A 15,535-nucleotide genomic window follows, 5' to 3' on the forward strand; every position below is an offset into this window, starting at 1 on the left:
CGAAACCCACATGAAAGGACCATCATGAAGGCAGCACGTTTCCACGCCCGCAAGGACATCCGGATCGAGGACATCCCGGAGCCGGAGCTGCGGGCGGGGGCGGTGAAGATCGACGTCGCGTGGTGCGGCATCTGCGGCACGGACCTGCACGAGTTCCTGGAGGGGCCAATCTTCTGTCCCGCGCCGGGGCATCCGCACCCGCTGTCCCACGAGGAATCCCCGGTGACCCTGGGGCATGAATTCTCCGGGACCGTGGCTGAAGTCGGCGAAGGCGTGGAGGGGCTGGAAGTGGGTGACAACGTCGTCGTCGAACCCTATTTCGTGGACGGGACCTGCGACATGTGCCAGGCGGGCAGCTACCACCTGTGCCGGCAGATGGGGTTCATCGGGCTGTCCGGCGGCGGGGGAGGGCTGAGCGAGAAGATCGTGGTGGACCAGCGCTGGGTGCACCCCGTCGGCAACATCCCGCTGGATGAGGCCGCACTGATTGAACCGCTGTCCGTGGCGCACCACGCGGTGGCGCGCAGCGGCGTCAAGGCAGGCGACACCGCGCTGGTGGGCGGGTCCGGGCCGATCGGCCTGCTCACCGCGGCGGTCCTCAAAGGCATGGGCGTGACCACGATCATCAGTGAGCTCACCCAGGCCCGCAAGGAGAAGGCCACCTCCAGCGGCGTGGCGGACCACGTCCTGGACCCAAGCAAGGAGGACGTCCCGGCGCGGGTGCGCGAACTCACCGGCGGCACCGGGGCGGACGTCGCCTTCGAATGCGCCGGCGTGAACGCCGTCCTGGACACCATGCTCGACGCCGTCCGGCCCGGGGCCGTGGTGGTGAACGTGTCCATCTGGGGCGCGCCCGCCACCGTCGACATGCAGAAGCTGGTGCTGAAGGAGATCGACCTGCGCGGCACCATCGCCTACGTCCGCGACCACCCAGCGGTGATCAGGATGGTGCAGGAGGGCAAGGTGGACCTCAAGCCGTTCATCACGGGCAGGATCGCGCTGGAGGACCTGGTGGAGCAGGGCTTCGACACCCTCATCAACCACAAGGACACGGCGGTGAAGGTGCTGGTGCATCCGTAGCCTGGAGTGCTCGGACTTTAGTCCCTGTTCTGGAGTAACCCCCGGGCGTAGCTTGGATGTGGGTCCCACGGCCGCGGGACCCACATCCAAGGGGGCATCATGACCAAGCCCAGGCTTTCGGTACTCAGCGTTCTCGGCCTCAGCGGGCTGCTGGTCCTCACGGGCTGCTCCGGCACGCCGTCGCCCGGTCCCACGACCAGTTCCGCGGCCCCGAGCCCCACGGCCAGTACCAGTCCCAGTACGACGGCGGGCCCCACCCTGACGGCGGCCCCGACGACGCCGGGCAGCACCTCAGCCGCGCCCACCACCCCGGCTGCCGCGCCGCCGTCGTCCGCCCCGGCAAGCCCGCCGCCCACGCAGGAGCCAACGCAGGAGCCTGCCCCCACCGGGCTCCCGGAACAGGTTGCCCCGCTGACCATCTATTACGTGGCGGTGGGGGACAACGGTGTCTCGGGGCCCATGATCGGCTGCGGTGACAGCCTGGTGGCCACCACCACGGCACCCGTCCGCTTCACCGACCAGGTAGGCCCCAGTGTGGGGACGCTGCTGGCCAATAAGAGCCGGGACGTGGGCATGTCCGGGCTGGTAAATGCGCTCTACCAGTCCAACTTGACCTACTTGGGCGGAGAGTTGAACGGCAGCACCATCACCATCTGGCTCTCCGGGCAGTTCATGCTGGCCGGGGAATGCGATGATCCGCGGGTGAAGGCGCAGTTGGAGTACACCGCCATGGCCGCATCGGGAGCCACCAGCGCGCAGGTGTACGTCAACGGCCGGCCGATTGACGAGGTGCTCAGCCTGAAGTAACTGCCAAGGTGGAATGCCGCCGCCGTCGTACCCTTGCCTTAGGTTAAAGCCAAGAAGCCCACGCGTCCGAACGGATCGGCATGACAGACGTGAACGTCCGGGAGCGCAGCTCCCTCCAGCTGGCCATCACTGATGCCGCAAGCCTGACGGCGGAGCAAACGCTGGCACGCCTGGGATCCGGGCCGGGCGGCCTCACCGGGGAGGAAGCCGCCGCCCGCCTGGAACAGCTGGGCCCCAATGCGGTCCGCACGCACCGTGCCAACGCCTGGGCAGTCCTGGGGCGGCAGTTCGCCAGCCCCATCCTGATCCTCCTGATCGTCACCGCGGGGTTGTCCCTGTTCCTGGGCGACGCCACCAACTCCATCGTTATCGGCGTGATCCTGCTGGTCAGCGTCGGCCTCGGCTTCACCAACGAATACCGCGCGGAACGGGCGTCCGAGGCCCTGCACGACCGCGTCACGCACCGTGCCGTGGCACTCCGCGGGGGAAGCACCAGGGAAGTGGACGTTACCGCCCTGGTACCGGGCGACGTCGTCCATCTCTCCCTGGGTGCCATCATCCCCGCGGATATCCGGCTCCTGACCACCAACAACCTTCTCTGCGATGAAAGCATCCTTACCGGGGAGTCCCAGCCTGCGGCCAAGGAAGCTTCCCCCGTAGCACCCGGTTCAGCACTGGGGGACCTCACTTCCTGCGTGTTCATGGGCACGGTGGTCCAGTCCGGCGGCTGCACCGGGGTGGTGGTGGCCACCGGCGGCCGGGCCGAATTCGGGCGCATCGCCCTCGGGCTGGGCGAGAGGCAGCCGCAGACCGAATTCCAGCTGGGACTCAAGCGGTTCTCCTTCCTGCTGTTGCAGGTAGCGATGGTGCTCACCTCGCTGATCTTCGTGGCCAACCTGCTGCTGGAGCGGCCCCTCCTGGAATCGCTGCTGTTCTCGCTGGCCATCGCGGTCGGCATCACCCCGCAGTTGCTCCCTGCCGTGGTCAGCACATCCCTGGCCACCGGCACCCGGCAGCTGGCCAAGCGCAAGGTGCTGGTCAAACGCCTGGTATGCATCGAGGACCTGGGGGACATGGACATCCTGGTCACGGACAAGACCGGCACCCTGACGGAGGGCAGGATCAGCTTCACCGGTGCGCTGCCAGCCGCCGCGGAGACGTCCGACGACGGCCTGCTCACCCTGGGCCTGCTGGCCACCGAGACCGATTACGCGGAGGCCAAAAATTCCCCGGCAGGGCAGAACCCGCTGGATGCCGCCCTGTGGGACAGCCCCGGGGCGTCCGGTTTCGACCCGGGGCGCTTCGAGCGGGTGGACCTGATCGGCTTTGACCACCAGCGGCGCCGCACCACAGTGCTGGTCCGGGAGAACGGCGGCCCCGCGCAGCTGGTCACCAAGGGCGCCCCGGAGGACATCCTGGCCCTCTGCGGATCCACCCCGCCCGCCGTGCAGGCACTGCTGGACGAACAGTTCGACGCCGGCTCCCGAGTGGTTGCCGTGGCCACCCGCCCGGCCCCGGGGCTGGACAGGCTGATGCCGGCGGACGAGCGCAACCTGACCCTGGCCGGTTTCCTCGTCTTCCTGGACCGCCCCAAGGCCAGTGCCCGCCAGTCCCTGGACCTCCTGGAAGCACTGGGCATCTCGGTGAAGATCGCCACCGGGGACAACGCCAAGGTGGCGGAGAAGGTCTGTGCGGACCTGGACGTGATCTCAGGCGGCACCCTCACCGGTGCCCAGGTTGAAGCCATGTCCGACGCCGACCTCGCCGCCGCCGCCCGAACGGCAACGATCTTCGCGCGTGTCTCGCCCGAACAAAAAGCACGCATTATCGCCCTGCTGCGCCTCAGCGGCGGATCCGTGGGCTTCATGGGTGACGGCGTCAATGACGCGCTGGCACTCCACAAGGCGGACATCGGCATCTCCGTCGATACCGCCACTGACGTTGCCAAGGACGCGGCCGACGTCGTCCTCCTGGACAAGGACCTGGGCGTGCTGGCTGAGGGCGTGATGGAGGGCCGGCGGATCTTCGCCAACACCATCAAGTACGTACTGATGGGCACCTCCAGCAACTTCGGCAATATGTTCAGCGCGGCAGTGGCCTCGGTGGTGCTGAGTTTCCTGCCCATGCTGCCGGGCCAGATCCTGCTGAACAACCTGCTGTACGATTCCGGGCAGCTGGCCATTCCGGGGGACCGGGTGGACAAGGAGCAGTTGCGGGCGCCGTCGCACTGGGACATTGCCTTTATCCGGCGGTTCATGCTGCTCTTCGGGCCGATCAGTTCGCTGTTTGACTTCGCGACGTTCGCGCTGATGCTGTTTGTGTTTACCGCAGCTCCGGGGGAGTTCCGGGCCGGCTGGTTCATCGAATCCATCGCCACCCAGACGCTGATCATTTTCGCCATCCGCACCCGGCGGGTCCCCTTTCTGCGGAGCCGGCCCTCAGCAGGCCTGATCGCCGCCTCGCTGGGAGTGGTGGCCCTCGGCATCTTCCTGCCGCTGTCACCCGTGGCCGCAGTGCTGGGCTTCGACCCCTTGCCGGTGCCGTTCTTCCTGGCCCTCATGGGCATGGTGGTGGTGTACCTGGTGCTGGTGGAGGTGGCCAAGCAATGGTTCTTCGCACGCGACGCCCAGCAGCTGCCCGCCCCGCCGCCGCCCGTCCGGCGCCGTAGGGATACGCACCACATTGCCCGGCGGGCGTTCCGGTTCAGCATCCCCGTCAAGGTACCCCCGCTCCCGATTCCTGCCGCCCGGGGACGCGTCCTGAGGGGAGGCAGGGCACGGCGGGCCGGGGCCGGCCGTAACCTTTAGGGCGCGCGGCGCCACGGGTTGTTAGAGTGGTGAACGGGACGCTGGGGGCTTTCAAATATCGGATCCGGGGTGAGGCAGCCCGCCGTGGATGCGTTCGATATCGGAGCGTTTTTACATGTGGCGTGAACCTATTAGGCGACGGACCCGGGAACTCCTGCGGGAGTTCGTAGAGCGGGCAGATGATCTTGTCCGGGCACAGGAACACGTTGAGGGGCTGCTCGGCGCAGTCGTCTCCATGACGGAGGACCTGAGCCTGGAGGCAGTGCTGGACCGGTTGGTGCAGTCTGCGTGCGAACTTGTCGGGGCGCGCTACGGGGCCCTGGGCGTCATCGGTGACGACCAGCAGCTGAGCCACTTCATCACCGTGGGCATCGATGAAGAAGGCGCCCGGGTGATCGGCGACCTGCCCACCGGCCACGGCGTGCTGGGCCAGCTGATCCGCGAACCCAAGCCCCTGCGGCTCCACGATCTGGGCGAACACCCCATCGCGGTGGGGTTTCCCCCCAACCACCCGCCCATGAGCACCTTCCTGGGCGTCCCGGTCCGGGTCCGTAACGAGGTCTTCGGGAACCTGTACCTGACGGAAAAGATCGGTGGCCAGGATTTCACGGGTGAGGACGAGGACCTGGCGGTTGCCCTGGCGGCCGCCGCCGGTGTGGCCATCCAGAACGCAAAGCTGTTTGATGACAGCAGGCGCCGCCAGCGCTGGCTGGAAGCGGGCATGGAAGTCAGCGACCGCCTGAAGGACCAGCCGCGATCGGACACCGAGAACCTGGACATGATCGCCGAACGCGCCCTCAACGCCTCTTCCTCTGTCCTGTCCCTGATCGCATCGGTGGGGCAGGACGGAACCATCAGGTGCCGGACCTCGGTGGGTGCCCAGTCGATGCCTGGCGGCCAGGAACTGCCCGCCGCCGCCATCCTGTCCGAAGTGCTGGAGACGGGGGAGTCCAGGGTCCTGGCCGACCCGCTCCAGGTGTTCGATCCGACGTCGGCCGAGAAGCTGGGCCCGGTCCTGGTGGCCGCCCTGGGCAGCAACAGTGACGGCCACCGCGACAGCGTCCTGGTCCTGGCCCGGGCCGTTGGCGGCGCCCGCTATACGGACGTCGATGCTGAACAAAGCGCAGTGTTTGCCTCCCGGATCGGGCTGACGCTGGACCTGCTCAAGGCGAACCAGCTGCGCGAGGAGCACGCCCTGTTCATCGACCGGGAACGGATCGCGGCGGACCTGCACGACCTGGTGATCCAGCGGCTCTTCGCTGCCGGGCTGAGCATCCAGGGGCTGCGCCGCTACACAGCGGATCCGCAGGCACACGAGCGGCGCATCGCCGGGATCACCGCGGAACTCGACGACTGCATCCACCAGCTCCGGGACACCATCTACTCCCTGCAGGCCCGTGAGCCTGATAGGGAACTGCTCAGCGGGCGGGTGCTGCGCGCCGTCCAGGAAGCCGCCAACGCGTCCGGATTCCTCCCCAGGATCCAGTTTTCCGGGCCGGTGGACGATGCGGTGGACGACGATGTCGCCGCACAGTTGCTCCCGGTACTCCACGAAAGCGTCAGCAACGCCGTCCGGCATTCGGGATCGGAGGACATCGCCATCCTGCTCGCCGTCCAGGATGGCGACGTGGTCCTCACGGTCCGCGACACCGGGCGCGGGTTCAAGGATCCCCAGCGGGTCAGCGGGCTGACCAACATGAGGAACCGGGCCGCCCGCCTGGGCGGTCAATGCATCATCGACAGCGTCCCCGGCAAAGGCACCAGCGTGACGTGGAGGGCGCCCGCTGCCGGCTGACCGGCGGTTTGGTCAGTGCAGCAGTTCCCAGGCCCGGGGGATGGGCGCGGGTATCAGGTGGGCCCGCCGCCGGAAGCCGAGCTTCTGGAGCACGGAGGAGACGCTGGCGGCGACGGCAGCCTCGGTCATGACCATCTCCTGCCCGATTTGGTGGTTGGTCAGCCCGCGCGCCATGAGGGCGAGCACGCTCCGCTCCGTCCGTGTCATGGCTTTGAGCCAGGGCGCGGAAGCGGTGGCATGGAGGCTTTCGGCCACCCGCTCCCTGACCCCCGGACCCATGGGCGGTATGCCGGCGGCGGTGATGCGGAGGCAGTTGATCAAAGAATTATGGTCTCCGATCCGCTTGAGCACATACCCTGACGCGCCCGCGAGAACCGCTGCGCGCACCGCGTGCTGTTCGTCCCAGCCGGTAAGGATCAGGCACTTCACGTCCGGGGCAGTTGCGCGCAGGTCACGGCACACCTCGATGCCTGTTCCGTCCGGCAGCCTGTCATCGAGCACGACGATGTCCGGCTGCAGGATGTGGATCAGGCGGGCCGCCTCCGCAGCCGATCCGCTTGCGCCAACAACATCGAATCCCGCATGCTCGAGCAGGTCGCCCAGGCCTCGGCGGACCATCTCGTGGTCATTGAGGATGAACACCCGGACGGGCAAGGCGGGGAACGCAGCCTCTCCAGGGGGTTCTGCAGGTGTGTTCATTAAGACGCTCTCATCGGTTCGATGCCCTCCCCGGCTGCCCTCTCCCTGCAGCCGCCCCTCCGGAAGGAACCACATTTATTCATCCAGCACTTGTGGCCACTCCATTCCCAGCGCTGTAACGGTGGGTACCGGAGCCTCCCGGGGGATGCTGCAGACAGCGCAGATGGTGTTGTGTTCCGGACCGGTCACCCATTGATGGGACTCCTCCAGGCGGTATTCATACCGCCCGCCGAGCTCCTGGAGCCGGTTCAGTGCCACGCTGGCAGTTTCCCATGAACTCCAGCGGCCCACCAGCCCGCCGTTGTCCCTGGAAATGGCATTGCATCCGCCGTCGCCCAGCCCGGCCGCGGCGCCCAGGCCTGCCGCCGGGAAGCCGCCGCCGTACACTGCCCTGTATTCGTCCTCGGTTGCCATGTTCCTGACCACCCCGTCCCGTCTCAGGCGGCTTTCTTTTGCGGTGTGAGGAATACCTCCAGCGCCTGGAGCGTGGCCACGGCATCATGGAACGCCGGGTTTCGGTGCGGATGCAGGCGCGCCAGCAGGCCGCCGTTGTACTGGAGGCGGCGCCGGGCGGTACTGACGGCGCGGACAGCGTGGTCAAGGTCGTCCGGGCGCCGTGGCAGGGCGATGTTCATGCACTGGATTGACGCAAGGGCAACGGCCAGGACATTGGCGTCTAGCTGCTGGCCGGCTGCCCGGTGGCCGCGCAACCGGGAGGCAAAACCGTCCCAAATGTCCCGTGCTGCCGTCCGCGCCACCTCTGTCCGGGCCTGGTTCGCCGGCAATCCGTGGTCCAGGAAGTGCTGATAGAGCGAATCGAACCGGATGGCGAGCTGTTCAGCTTCCTTCCCGGCGTCACCGCCAGGAACTGGCTCGGGGATGAAATTGGAAGGGTGGAGGAGCATCGCGCGCCGGCGGGCAGCTTCCGCCTGCCGCATTCGGGCGGGGCGGAACGTGAGGATGTCAGCGGACATGCCGGTCCTTTCAAAATCCAGCCGGCCGGATGCGGCTGCGCACCGGCGGGCATCCCGTGGATGCCTCGGGTGGAAAGTCACTGGGGGTTTGATGGGCCGCTCCGGCCCCGCACAGTGGGGACCCGGAGACTGCCCTCACCAGAATGCCAAGCATCCCCAGCTGGCTATAGGGCTGAAGGTCCCGTCATCGCCGGGACTCCCGCGACCGATCACGGCGGACGGGGGCTTAGTGCCCTGTTGCGGGCTTTGGAGCCGCCCTAGCCTGAAATGGGCGGCGCGGTGCACGGCCGCCTGCCGAACCGGGAGGCACACGGTGAAATCTGCAAACACGAGCGTCATTGCGGGCGTGATCCTCATCGCCCTGGGCGTGCTGTTGCTCCTTGACCGGCTGGGCGTCATGGACACCGCCGCATTCACGGCACCGCTGATCTTCGCGGCCGTGGGGGTTCTGTTCCTGTCCCTGTTCGTCCGCCGCCGGGAGAACTGGTGGGCGGCCATCCCCGGGTCCGTGTTCCTTGGCCTGGCAGCCGTAGTCACCGCCACCCAGCTCACAGGGGGTGCCTGGGGGGCCGCTTTCCTGTTCCTTTTCATGGCTGCCGGATTCGCGGCCGTCTTCGTGCGCGAACGCACCAACTGGTGGGCCCTGATCCCTTCCGGCGTCATGTTCACGCTGGCTCTCATCGTGGCCCTCCCGCCGCAACTGCAGGGCACGCCCACCGCCGCCATCCTCTTCCTGGGCCTGGCCGCCACTTTCGGGGTGCTGTCAGTGGTCCCGGTCCACACCGCGGACGAGGCCGGCGGCCACGCCGAGCGGATGAGATGGCCGTTGATCCCGGCCGGCATCCTCGCCGTCATGGGCCTGATCTTCATCCTCCAGGCGACGGCGCTGCTCATCCCGGTGGACGTTGCCTTCCCCGCGGTGATGATCCTCGCCGGACTCGCCCTCATGGTTTACGCCTACCTCGCCCACCGCGACGGACGGCAGAAGGCCCACGGCCCGGGAACGCGGGCGGGCTAACGGCCGGCCCCGCGGACAACCGGCGCAAGCAGCGTGGCCCACAGGTGCCAGAGCATGGCGGCGAGGGTGGCCAGGAAGGCCGCAACTGCCAGCCACAATTCGGCGCGGCCGATCGCCGCCACCAGGGGCAGCTGGTCCGCGCGGCCAAGGTAGATCCCGGCCACGGCATACATGCCCAGGGGGAAGATGACGCTCCACAGGCCCGGCTCGTAGGACAACGGCACCCGGTGGACCATATGGCGCCACCACCCCGCCGCAAGGAGCACCGGGAAAAGCCAGGAGGCAAACGACCAGAACACCACCGAAGCCCCGGCCACCAGCCCGCGCGTTGCGTCCACCATGGGTGCGCCCGCCATCTCCACGATCCGGGCACCTGCCAGGACGCTGATGGCCATGGCGCCCATGGCCACGAAGTACTGCGGGCGCAGGTCCTCCGGCCGGATGGGGTAGGTCATGAGCCGCAGCGAGACAAAGATCCCCACGGCCGCGTAGAGGATCAGTCCCACGGACCAGGCGACGACGGCGACGAGCGCCAGGGCGGCGCGCCACTCCGGCCCGGCAAGAGGCTCGATCGACGCCGCCGCAACCGCCACGGACTGGCTGGCCACGCACCAGATAAACCAGGAACCGTTCGCATCCTTGACCACGGGCCGCTCTGACCGGCCAAGCACCGCAGTCCAGGGCACGACGTAGCCGAGCACCACCCAGGCCAGTACGGCGACGGCAAGCAGGACCGCCGTCGTGCCCTGCCATCCCGCCATGCCAAGCCGCGCCCCCAGCACGTTTGTTCCGGCGATGAAGGTGAAGAATCCGAAGGCGCGCCCGGGATCCATGAAGTCAGTACGCATGTCGGCGGCGAACTTTGCCAGGCGGAGCAGGCTGAGGGCGAGGATCAGGACGTAGGAGAGCCCGCAGACCACCAGGAGCGCCACGGAAAGCGCGTGGAAGCCCTCGAGTTCGAGGCCCACGGAGATGATCCCGCTGGCCATCGTGAGGGCGAAGTAGCCGGGCGTCAGCGTCCGTACTGCCTCGCCGGCGCGGGAGCCCAGGGAATCCGGGGCATCCGTGGCTGTGTCCATGGCACCCAGCTTAGGCTGGCTCAGGGCGCACCGGTGCGGCGTTCCACCTGCGCCTCCGCCCGGTCCCAGTGCGCCCGCAGCAGCGCGGCGACCCGCCCGGGTTCCGCACGGTGCGGGGGATCGAAGTGGTGCCGGCCGGGAAACACCTCCAGCCGGTAATCGGCGAAGACGCGGGACAGGCGGCCGGCGTTGTCCCCCTGCTCATCCGGGCTGCTCATGCCGCCCAGCACGAAGAGCACCGGCTTGTCGAAGGCAGCCAGCCGGCCGCGGTCCAGGTCATACGTTTCGAACGCGTGCAGGAAGGCGCTGATGCCCGCCGGCCTCTTGGCCATCCACTGCGGTGGCGGGCCGGGCGGCGGAGGCGGCAGGACGGCGTCGGGCTTCACCTGCAGCCGCATGAAGGACGCCACGAATTCCTCCGGCGGCAGGGCAGCCAGTTCCCCGTACCGGTGCCACAGCCGCGTGTGCTCCGGGCTCCAGTCCCAGGTGCCGGCCCAGGCCGGCTCCAGCAGGGCCAGGCTCAGCAGCCGTTCCGGGTGCCGGGCAGTGAGCGCCAGGGCCGCTGCGCCGCCGCCCGAATAGCCCAGCAGGTGGAAGCTGTCCCAGCCGCGGGCGTCGGCCTCGCGGAGCACGCCGTCCCCTTCGGTGTCCAGGTTCCAACCAGGCGGTGGCGCGTCATCCTGATAAAGCTCCAGGTCCTTGGCCAGGGCATCAGCACTTTCCCCCAGGGCTCCCAGCAGCGCGCCATAGGCGGGACCGGCGGGCAGCACACTGCCCGGCAGCAGGATCACGCGGTACGGTTCCACGGCAAAGACCTCCAGGGGCGGCGCGTCAGCCGCGCGCCGCCAGATGTTCGGATACGTGCTCGGCGTCCGGACCCACGCCCACCAGGGTGGCGGAGATGTGCCGCGTCAGCCAGGGGAGTCCGACGGCGTAGACGCCCGGGTGCTCAGTGACGCCCTTGGCGTGGCGGGGGTAGCCCCACTCATCCAGGAGGGGAAGGTCCAGCATGGCGAAGTCCAGGCCATAGCCGGTGCACCAAATGACGGAGGTGATCCCTTCCGCAGCCAGGTCCAGGCGGGCGCCGGTGTCCGCAGGCAGCCAGGGGTCCTCCTCCGGGACGTCGGCCTCCGGCGCGTCCAGCCCGGCCGCCCTGATGTAAGCGTCGGACAGCATCCCGAGCCGCTGCCGGAACCCGGCTTCCACCAGGGCCAGGCGCTGGGGGAGGTCGTCGGTGAACACCAGCGCGCCCGCGTCCACTCCCTCAAAGCGGCCGTGCAGCCTGACTCCGCGGCGCCCCAATCCCCGCAGGTGCACGCTATGGCCGCCCCCATTGCCGGACAGGAGCGGGTTGCACATGAACCGCCCGGCCGGGGAGGGCAGTCCATGCACCTGGAGCGCGTTGATTCCGTACTCCGGTCCGTGGATGTTCACCGCCATGATCCAGTGGAAAATGTCCTGGCCGCGGTACCGCCGGGGCGCCTCGGGACACGAGGAAACTGACAGGTGCACGGTCCGCCCGGCGTCGAGCAGATCCTCGGTGATCTGGCCACCGGACTGCCCCGTCCCCACCACCAGCACCGCCCCGTCCGGCAGTTGGGCGGGGTTGCGGTACTCATGGCTGTGCATTTGGAGGACGGCGGGGGAGATGCCGACGGCGGCCGGCATGCGCGGGCGCTGGAACGCACCGCTGGCCAGGACAACGTTGCGGGCGGACCAGCTGCCTTGGCCCGTCTCCACGGTGAAGCCGGTATCCGTGGGCGAAATCCTGGTGACTTCCGTGCGCAGCTGCACCGGGGCGTTGATGTGCTGCGCGTAGCGGCGGAAGAAATCGATGGTGGCATCCCGGGAAATGAAGTCGTCCGGTTCGGTCCCCTCGTAGGACTTTCCAGGCGCCGTGACCGAGAAATTGGGGGTGTTCAGGTAGAAGGAGTCCCACCGGTCCTGCCAGGCCCCGCCCAGGGCGTCCCGCCGTTCGAGGACCACGTGCTCGACGCCGCGCTGCGCCAGCCAGTAGCTGGTGGCCAGGCCCGCCTGGCCAGCGCCCACCACCACGGTGTGGGTCGCCTCGCGGGAGACAGCGGGGGCGGACACGGTCAGCCGGCTGTCCGGGGTGCCCGTGCCTTCGGCGCCTTGGGCTCCTTGGCCGGCAGGGAGCCGACGTACGCCAGAGCCTTCTCGGCCCATGCCCGCGCCCGGGTGTCGTCGCCGTCGCCCTCTTCATTCCACACCTCGGGCAGGCCGGTGTACCCGCCCAGGGGCCTCTCCGCGGGTCCAAACGGCATGGTGCGTTCGGAGGACTCCAGCAGTTCCTTGTCCTCACGGGAGAGCTTCACGCCAATGGTGGACCCGAACAGCCCGGCGAACATGTTGCCGTTGACGAACGCTCCCAGGTTGCCAAACATGGGTTTGACCACCACCCCGGGGTGGTCGGGGACCACGCGGCGGAACCGCTCTTTTTCTTCCTCGGTCGCCTTGGGCATCTCCATGGCTTTGCCTCCCGTTGGCAGGGTTTGTCCGCAGGATCTGGATGCAGGATATGCCCGTTTGGCGGTGGGGTCGAGGGGCCGTTGCCGGAGGCCACTTCCCGGGAACAAATCCCGCTTTGAGCAGGTCAAACTTCCCCGGCCGGTGCTATACCTGACCATAGGCAACTAATTGCGGCTGCCTCGCGAAAAGGGCGGATTCCGAGGACCCGGGATTTCCCGGAAGGTTGGAGGCAACGGTGCTGGCAACTCCAGCTCCGGGGCCGGCAGGACGCAACACGCGGCCGGGCCGGACATACCTGGGTTCCCTGGCCCTTGCCACGCCCGCCGTCCTGGCGGTGGCCCTCCTCACCGGCTGCAGCGGCGGCACCAGCCAGTCGGTGTCCACAGCCGTCAAGGACAGTTCCTCTGCCGTCGCCACCGCCCGGATCGCGCTCCGCCAGGACATGGACGGCAAGCTGGCCCGTGCCGCCACCTCCACCACGCTCGATGACGAGCTCAAGGAACTCCAGTCCAGCCGAAGCACCGTCCTGAAGCTCTCCCCGGCCACCGCGGAGGACCGCGAAACCCAGAAGCAGGCACTGGACGTACTGGACCAGTGCGCCGCGGGCTTTGCCACGGCGCGCGCGGCTTTGGCAGCGGGCGACGGCGGCACCCCCTCCGTGTCCGACGGGGACAAGGCGCTCGCCGGCGCGCAGGACGCCCTCAAGCAACTCGAAGGCAAGGTGGGGTCACCATGAAGGCTGAACCGTGAAGCGGCTCCTCGGCGTCGCACTCGGGGTCCTCACCGCCATCGGCGGCTTTGTGGACATCGGGGACCTGGTGACCAACGCCGTCGTCGGATCCCGATTTGGCCTGTCCCTGGTGTGGGTGGTGGCCGTCGGCGTCGTAGGGATCTGCCTGTTCGCCAACATGTCCGGCCGGGTGGCTGCGGCCTCCGGCCGGGCCACCTTTGAAGTGATCCGCGAACGGCTGGGCGCGCGGGCCGGGCTGGCCAACTTGGCGGCGTCCTTCCTGATCAACCTGATGACCGTGACCGCGGAGATCGGCGGCGTAGCCCTGGCCCTGCAGCTGGCCAGCAGCGTGTACTACCTGCTGTGGATTCCTGTGGCGGCGCTGGCCGTGTGGCTGGTGGTCTGGCGCGTCCGGTTCACCGTCATGGAGAACGTCACGGGCCTGCTGGGGCTGACCTTGGTCATCTTTGCCGTGGCACTGTTCCTGCTGAAGCCGGACTGGGGCTCGCTGGCAGGGCAGCTGTCGCCCGCCGTGCCGGCGCAGGAAACGGTGTGGACCTACAGCTACTACGCCATCGCCCTGTTCGGCGCGGCCATGACCCCGTATGAGGTCTTCTTCTTCTCCTCCGGCGCTGTGGAGGAGGGGTGGACGGTGAAGGACCTGCTCCAGGAGAGGATCAACGTCCTCATCGGATTCCCGCTGGGTGGCCTGCTGTCCGTCTCCATCGCCGCGTGCGCCGCCGTCGTCCTGCTGCCCGCCGGCATTTCGGTGACGTCGCTGTCCCAGGTGATCCTGCCTGTGGCCGAGGGCGCGGGGAAGGTCGGCCTGGCGCTGGTCCTGGTGGGGATCGTGGCGGCGACTTTCGGCGCAGCCCTGGAAACCACCCTCTCCAGCGGCTACACCCTGGCCCAGTTCTTCGGCTGGTCCTGGGGCAAGTTCCGCCGTCCAGCCGAGGCCGCCCGCTTCCACCTGTCCATGATCGTGTGCCTGCTGGTGGGCATCGCGGTTCTGGCTACCGGCGTGGATCCGGTCCTGGTGACCGAGTACTCGGTGGTGTTTTCCGCGATCGCGCTGCCCCTTACCTACCTGCCCATCCTCATTGTGGCCAACGACCCCCAGTACATGCGCGAGCACGTGAACGGGCGGGTGGTCAACGGGCTGGGCATGGTCTACCTGGTGATCATCCTGGTGGCCTCCATCGCCGCCATCCCCCTCATGATCGTGACAGGAGCCGGCTCATGACATCGTCGCACGACCCGCTGCCTCCCGCCCCGAAAGTGGCCGGGCGCGTCCTGGACGCCCAGCTGCACCTGCTGGACCGGCAGGTTCTGGACCACAACGGCGTTCCGGTCACCACCGTCGACGACCTTGAACTGAGCGGCCCAGCGGTGGATGAGGCCATCGAGCCCGGGACGGCCGCGCCTGTCCTTAAGTCGCTGCTGACCGGGCCGGTTCTGGGTACACGCATTTTCGGCGGCAGGCCGCCGTCGTCCCGGCTGATCCGCATCCCGTGGAAAGACATAGCGGAGGTGGGCGTGGTGCTGCGGCTTGGCATCAGCGGGGAGCCGCTGGATGCGAGCTGGGTGGAGCGGTGGGTCCGGGACAAGATCATTGCGCGCATTCCGGGAGGCCGCCATGATCCTCGGTGACCTGCTGGGCACCCCCGTCCTGGACGCCGACGGCGGGAGGCTGGGCCGGGTGGCAGACGTCCGGTTCGTCCTGGACGGCACCCCGCACCAGCTGATGGCGGAGCCGCGCCTGCTTGGGCTGGTCATCGGCCCGCACAGCACGGCCTCCTTCATGGGCTACGACCGGAACGGCCTCATGCGGCCCCGGCTGGTGGCCCAGATCCTCCGCTGGCGTCACCGCGGGTCATTCCTGGTGCTGTGGGAAGACATCGCCATGGTGGGCCCGCGATCGGTGCGGCTCCGGCCCGGGTACACCCGTTACAGCCCTGCGCTGCAGGGCGCGACGGAGGCGTGAGCCGGGCCCGGCAGGCATGCAATTAGGCGAGCGTCAAATCTCCTGTAGTGTAGGACCTGTTGTTGTGTTTAT

General features: G+C 68.3%; 16 protein-coding genes. 9 read left to right on the top strand and 7 right to left on the bottom strand.

Annotation, left to right across the window (positions count from 1 at the left end; translation table 11 throughout):
* The first annotated feature begins 24 nt into the window (after nucleotides 1–24).
* The 4 genes from ACZ9J7_RS12625 to ACZ9J7_RS12640 all read left to right on the top strand — a co-directional run bounded on the left by ACZ9J7_RS12625 (nucleotide 25) and on the right by ACZ9J7_RS12640 (nucleotide 6,489).
* Nucleotides 25–1,080, top strand: a complete 1,056-nt coding sequence (locus ACZ9J7_RS12625; protein ID WP_476209823.1) for a 2,3-butanediol dehydrogenase — start codon at nucleotides 25–27, stop codon at nucleotides 1,078–1,080.
* Between the two features lie 99 nt (nucleotides 1,081–1,179).
* Nucleotides 1,180–1,887, top strand: a complete 708-nt coding sequence (locus tag ACZ9J7_RS12630) for a hypothetical protein (protein ID WP_476209824.1) — start codon at nucleotides 1,180–1,182, stop codon at nucleotides 1,885–1,887.
* Nucleotides 1,888–1,967: 80 nt separating this feature from the next.
* Entirely contained in the window at nucleotides 1,968–4,694 is a 2,727-nt protein-coding gene (mgtA, locus tag ACZ9J7_RS12635; protein WP_476209825.1) for a magnesium-translocating P-type ATPase, read from the top strand.
* Between the two features lie 115 nt (nucleotides 4,695–4,809).
* Complete coding sequence (locus tag ACZ9J7_RS12640) at nucleotides 4,810–6,489, top strand: GAF domain-containing sensor histidine kinase (RefSeq protein WP_476209827.1); 1,680 nt, start codon at nucleotides 4,810–4,812, stop codon at nucleotides 6,487–6,489.
* Between the two features lie 12 nt (nucleotides 6,490–6,501).
* Here the strand turns inward: ACZ9J7_RS12640 and ACZ9J7_RS12645 are convergent, their stop codons facing one another.
* The 3 genes from ACZ9J7_RS12645 to ACZ9J7_RS12655 form a co-directional block, all read right to left on the bottom strand.
* Entirely contained in the window at nucleotides 6,502–7,188 is a 687-nt protein-coding gene (locus ACZ9J7_RS12645) for a response regulator (protein WP_476209829.1), read from the bottom strand.
* A gap of 75 nt (nucleotides 7,189–7,263) precedes the next feature.
* Nucleotides 7,264–7,602, bottom strand: a complete 339-nt coding sequence (locus ACZ9J7_RS12650) for a hypothetical protein (RefSeq protein WP_476209830.1) — start codon at nucleotides 7,600–7,602, stop codon at nucleotides 7,264–7,266.
* 23 nt (nucleotides 7,603–7,625) lie between these two features.
* Nucleotides 7,626–8,162, bottom strand: coding sequence for a hypothetical protein (locus ACZ9J7_RS12655; RefSeq protein WP_476209831.1), 537 nt, complete (start codon nucleotides 8,160–8,162; stop codon nucleotides 7,626–7,628).
* Between the two features lie 313 nt (nucleotides 8,163–8,475).
* Between ACZ9J7_RS12655 and ACZ9J7_RS12660 the strand changes: the two genes are divergently transcribed.
* A complete protein-coding gene (locus ACZ9J7_RS12660) occupies nucleotides 8,476–9,180 on the top strand; it encodes a LiaF transmembrane domain-containing protein (RefSeq protein ID WP_476209832.1) in 705 nt (234 codons plus the stop codon).
* Here the strand turns inward: ACZ9J7_RS12660 and ACZ9J7_RS12665 are convergent.
* From ACZ9J7_RS12665 to ACZ9J7_RS12680, 4 genes are read right to left on the bottom strand one after another with little or no spacing between them, the layout of a single operon-like run.
* Nucleotides 9,177–10,259, bottom strand: coding sequence for a tellurite resistance/C4-dicarboxylate transporter family protein (locus ACZ9J7_RS12665; RefSeq protein ID WP_476209834.1), 1,083 nt, complete (start codon nucleotides 10,257–10,259; stop codon nucleotides 9,177–9,179). The two genes, ACZ9J7_RS12660 and ACZ9J7_RS12665, sit on opposite strands and share 4 nt — an antisense overlap.
* Nucleotides 10,260–10,279: 20 nt before the next feature.
* Nucleotides 10,280–11,065, bottom strand: a complete 786-nt coding sequence (locus ACZ9J7_RS12670) for an alpha/beta fold hydrolase (RefSeq protein WP_476209836.1) — start codon at nucleotides 11,063–11,065, stop codon at nucleotides 10,280–10,282.
* A 25-nt stretch (nucleotides 11,066–11,090) separates the two neighbouring features.
* Entirely contained in the window at nucleotides 11,091–12,353 is a 1,263-nt protein-coding gene (locus ACZ9J7_RS12675; protein ID WP_476209837.1) for a flavin-containing monooxygenase, read from the bottom strand.
* 2 nt (nucleotides 12,354–12,355) lie between these two features.
* Complete coding sequence (locus ACZ9J7_RS12680) at nucleotides 12,356–12,748, bottom strand: TfoX/Sxy family protein (RefSeq protein ID WP_476209839.1); 393 nt, start codon at nucleotides 12,746–12,748, stop codon at nucleotides 12,356–12,358.
* Between the two features lie 236 nt (nucleotides 12,749–12,984).
* Between ACZ9J7_RS12680 and ACZ9J7_RS12685 the strand changes: the two genes are divergently transcribed.
* Genes ACZ9J7_RS12685 through ACZ9J7_RS12700 form a run of 4 tightly spaced genes read left to right on the top strand, consistent with a single transcriptional unit; the run spans nucleotide 12,985 to nucleotide 15,463 of the window.
* Complete coding sequence (locus tag ACZ9J7_RS12685; RefSeq protein ID WP_476209840.1) at nucleotides 12,985–13,485, top strand: hypothetical protein; 501 nt, start codon at nucleotides 12,985–12,987, stop codon at nucleotides 13,483–13,485.
* A 10-nt stretch (nucleotides 13,486–13,495) separates the two neighbouring features.
* Nucleotides 13,496–14,722, top strand: coding sequence for an Nramp family divalent metal transporter (locus ACZ9J7_RS12690; protein WP_476209842.1), 1,227 nt, complete (start codon nucleotides 13,496–13,498; stop codon nucleotides 14,720–14,722).
* The gene (locus ACZ9J7_RS12695; protein WP_476209844.1) at nucleotides 14,719–15,129 is read left to right on the top strand and encodes a hypothetical protein; all 411 of its coding nucleotides are present in this window, start codon (nucleotides 14,719–14,721) and stop codon (nucleotides 15,127–15,129) included. The genes ACZ9J7_RS12690 and ACZ9J7_RS12695 overlap by 4 nt, the downstream gene beginning before the upstream one ends.
* The gene (locus tag ACZ9J7_RS12700) at nucleotides 15,116–15,463 is read left to right on the top strand and encodes a PRC-barrel domain-containing protein (protein ID WP_476209845.1); all 348 of its coding nucleotides are present in this window, start codon (nucleotides 15,116–15,118) and stop codon (nucleotides 15,461–15,463) included. Before ACZ9J7_RS12695 ends, ACZ9J7_RS12700 begins: the two co-directional genes overlap by 14 nt.
* Nucleotides 15,464–15,535: the final 72 nt, after the last annotated feature.

Source organism: Pseudarthrobacter sp. TE9888 (assembly GCF_056279345.1).

Excerpts from the sequence above, each read along its gene's own strand:
- ACZ9J7_RS12625 (WP_476209823.1), top strand. The coding sequence starts at position 25 with ATGAAGGCAGCACGTTTCCACGCCCGCAAGGACATCCGGATCGAGGAC.
- ACZ9J7_RS12630 (WP_476209824.1), top strand. The coding sequence starts at position 1,180 with ATGACCAAGCCCAGGCTTTCGGTACTCAGCGTTCTCGGCCTCAGCGGG.
- mgtA (WP_476209825.1), top strand. The coding sequence starts at position 1,968 with ATGACAGACGTGAACGTCCGGGAGCGCAGCTCCCTCCAGCTGGCCATC.
- ACZ9J7_RS12640 (WP_476209827.1), top strand. The coding sequence starts at position 4,810 with ATGTGGCGTGAACCTATTAGGCGACGGACCCGGGAACTCCTGCGGGAG.
- ACZ9J7_RS12645 (WP_476209829.1), bottom strand. The coding sequence starts at position 7,188 with ATGAACACACCTGCAGAACCCCCTGGAGAGGCTGCGTTCCCCGCCTTG.
- ACZ9J7_RS12650 (WP_476209830.1), bottom strand. The coding sequence starts at position 7,602 with ATGGCAACCGAGGACGAATACAGGGCAGTGTACGGCGGCGGCTTCCCG.
- ACZ9J7_RS12655 (WP_476209831.1), bottom strand. The coding sequence starts at position 8,162 with ATGTCCGCTGACATCCTCACGTTCCGCCCCGCCCGAATGCGGCAGGCG.
- ACZ9J7_RS12665 (WP_476209834.1), bottom strand. The coding sequence starts at position 10,259 with ATGGACACAGCCACGGATGCCCCGGATTCCCTGGGCTCCCGCGCCGGC.
- ACZ9J7_RS12680 (WP_476209839.1), bottom strand. The coding sequence starts at position 12,748 with ATGGAGATGCCCAAGGCGACCGAGGAAGAAAAAGAGCGGTTCCGCCGC.
- ACZ9J7_RS12695 (WP_476209844.1), top strand. The coding sequence starts at position 14,719 with ATGACATCGTCGCACGACCCGCTGCCTCCCGCCCCGAAAGTGGCCGGG.
- ACZ9J7_RS12700 (WP_476209845.1), top strand. The coding sequence starts at position 15,116 with ATGATCCTCGGTGACCTGCTGGGCACCCCCGTCCTGGACGCCGACGGC.